Origin of the sequence: Nocardia sp. NPDC060220, from assembly GCF_042727815.1 — a bacterium.
In the GTDB taxonomy this organism is placed as follows: Bacteria; Actinomycetota; Actinomycetes; order Mycobacteriales; family Mycobacteriaceae; genus Nocardia.
Window position 1 is genome coordinate 1 of the sequence record NZ_JBHWZY010000908.1, and the last position, 2,629, is coordinate 2,629.

Sequence of the window (2,629 nt, forward strand, 5' to 3'; positions counted from 1 at the left end):
GCCCGAGCGGCTTCCCACCCCCGAATCATTGGCGTCCTGGCCGCTGACCTCGGTGTGGCCCGGCGGCTACATCGCTTCGCTCGATACCCGCCCGGTCGGCATTCCCCAACCCGGGCGGAACACCGCGTGGGTGCACTCACCGATGGACTTGGTGTCCGCGGAACCAGCCGATCCCCTGGCTTCCTACCTCGCGCTCGTCGACACCGCGAACGGCATCGCGGTGCGACAGGAGCCCACCAAGTGGATGTTTCCCAACCTGGACCTGACGGTCCATCTCTATCGGCAACCCGAAGGCGAATGGACCGGTCTCGACACGACCGTCACCTTCGGCCACACCGGGCAAGGACTCACCAGTACCGTCCTGCACGACATTCGCGGCCCGGTCGGGGTTGCCGAACAGATTCTCACCCTCCGTCCACAGGATTAGGTGCCTGTGCCGAGCGGGCTCAGTTGGGTCCGGCGAGGACTACCGGGCGGCCGTTGCGCGGTTGAGTGGGTCGGTTGCTGTGCGGGAACAGGGCGCGGTAGTTGTCGACATCAGGGGCTGCGACCAGCGCGGGGTGGCGCAGCACGATCCACTCGACACCTTCGGTGCACGGGGGCGTGGTCAGGGAGCCCTGGTAGCGGAACTGGGCGAGGTCGGCCGGGAGGAATTCGCGCGGGTCGACAGTGGCGACCGCGCGGGTGAGCCCTGAGCGGTTCGGGGCGGCGGTGAGGATCCGACTCAGCGGGGTGGGGTCGGTGTGCGCGTTCAGGAGGACGGCGAGAACGGCCAACCGGCCCGATCGGGCGGTGTGGACGAAATGCAGTTCCATGGCGGTCTCGGCACCGTCGACGGTGTGCTCGCTGGGGAGATGGAAGTGGAATTGGGTCAGGGTGAACGGCGTTGCGTCGACGACGATGCGGTTGCCGGAGTCCGCTGGGGCGCTCACCTGCACGGTGTGCCCGTTGTTCAGCAGGTTCACCGACGGGATGGGGCGGTAGTCGATTTCGATGTGATCGGACGGGTGTAGTTCGGTGGGGCTGTCCAGGTCGATCGGCGATTGGGCGTGGCCGACTCGGCAGGCCGAGTAGCCGCGGTCGAGGTCGGCCCAGTGCTCGGGGCCCTCGGCGTCGTAGTCCCAGTGCGGCTTGCCCGTGGTGGCCGCGACCGAACCGCCGCAGCCGGCAGCAGCGAGCAGTGCCAGTGCGGCGAGTGCGCCGCGGCGGGTGATGACGGGGCTGAGGTCATTGTGACGAACCGGCACCGGTGTAGCTCCTTGCCATGATTCTGCCGTCGGCCCGGATGTAGACGTCCCGGGACGGCAGTGTGCGCGTGTCGAAACCAGCTGGCCGACTACCGAACCGAGAATGTCCGGTTTGCACCGAATATCCTTCTAGTGCAGTCGATTTCGCTCCTGCACGGTGTCTCAGGCTATGCCGGTCGTCATCGCGGAGACCAGACTCGAGGGCGGCGAGATACGTCACATCGGTGGTGTCCGCGGCTCGAGATAGACGCCTAGGGTCGTCTCATGATCGAGATTCCAGAGGTCTTCACCCGCGAGACAATCAGTCGGGAAGGTGAACCCGGGCGGGTATGGATCGCGACACTGCCCCGGCTGGCGGATGAATTACTGCAACGGTGGTCGTGCACTCCTGACGGGCCGGTCATGCACGGCCACGTCGGGATCGTCATTCCGGTGCTGTGTCCGGATCTGCCGCCCGCGGTTGTCAAGATCTCCTTTCCGCACCCGGGCAACGTGTTCGAGCCGGACGCGTTCGCCACCTGGAACGGACGGGGTGCGGTGCAATTGTTCGACCGTGATGACGAACGGTTCGCGATGCTGCTCGAGCGCACAGGACACGGAACTCTGGCCCACATCACCGACTTCGACGAGGCAGTCGGCATACTCGGGCAACTGTCCCACCGCTTGGCGATCGACGCCCCCGCCGGGCTGCCGCGTCTGAGCGACCTGGTCGCCGACTGGACGGACGAGCTCCGCACGACGGCCGCCGAACTGGGCGATCCACTCCCCCGCCGCGTTCTGGATGCCGCGGCCGAGACCTTGCGTGACCTCGGTCCGGGTCAGCCCGAGACCCTCGTCCACGGCGACCTTCATGATGCGAATGTGCTGGTGGGAGAACGGGAGCCCTGGCTAGCGATCGATCCCAAGGGGTATGTCGGCGACCCCGCCTACGACACGATCACCGTCCTTCGCAGCTACCGGTTCGCGCCGCTGCTGTTCGCCCCCGATCCGGCCGCCGGTATTCGTCGCGGACTGGACTTGTTTTGCGAAGCAGCGGGTATCGACCGTGATCGTGCCCGTCGATGGGCGCAGGTCCGGGCGATCAAGGCCGCACTCTGGGGGCGTAGGCACGGCGATCCCGGTTGGTTGATCGGAGCGACCGACCGTTTGACCGAGATTCTGTGGTGATGTCGCGATCGGCCGTCTCTCAATTCGGCCAGTGCCTCGAGGTGCAGCGGCTTGCCAGTAAGGACTTCCAAGCAGGGTCTTCATGGCAGTTCGTTCGATGCGGGAGTGGGGCGCATCCACAGGGCGATGATCAGTGCGGTGACGGCGACGAAGGCCATCGCGAGGAAGGCGTCCGAGAATGCCGCCCCGGATCCCGTGTCGTTCAGGGGGTTGAG

At 66.4% G+C, this 2,629-nt stretch carries 2 protein-coding genes and 1 pseudogene; 2 read left to right on the plus strand and 1 reads right to left on the minus strand.

Annotated elements, in window-relative coordinates:
* Positions 1-427, plus strand: a pseudogene (locus ACFWF3_RS31540) (thioesterase family protein); the annotation flags it as partial.
* A 19-nt stretch (positions 428-446) separates the two neighbouring features.
* Here ACFWF3_RS31540 and ACFWF3_RS31545 read toward each other — a convergent pair.
* Positions 447-1,247 carry a carbonic anhydrase gene (locus ACFWF3_RS31545; RefSeq protein ID WP_379317416.1) on the minus strand — a complete coding sequence of 267 codons (801 nt, stop codon included), beginning with the start codon at positions 1,245-1,247 and terminating at the stop codon, positions 447-449.
* A gap of 264 nt (positions 1,248-1,511) precedes the next feature.
* On the opposite strand from ACFWF3_RS31545, the gene ACFWF3_RS31550 reads away from it, so the two are divergent.
* Complete coding sequence (locus tag ACFWF3_RS31550) at positions 1,512-2,414, plus strand: aminoglycoside phosphotransferase family protein (RefSeq protein WP_379317418.1); 903 nt, start codon at positions 1,512-1,514, stop codon at positions 2,412-2,414.
* The last annotated feature ends 215 nt before the right edge of the window (positions 2,415-2,629 follow it).

Excerpts from the sequence above, each read along its gene's own strand:
- ACFWF3_RS31550 (WP_379317418.1), top strand. The coding sequence starts at position 1,512 with ATGATCGAGATTCCAGAGGTCTTCACCCGCGAGACAATCAGTCGGGAA.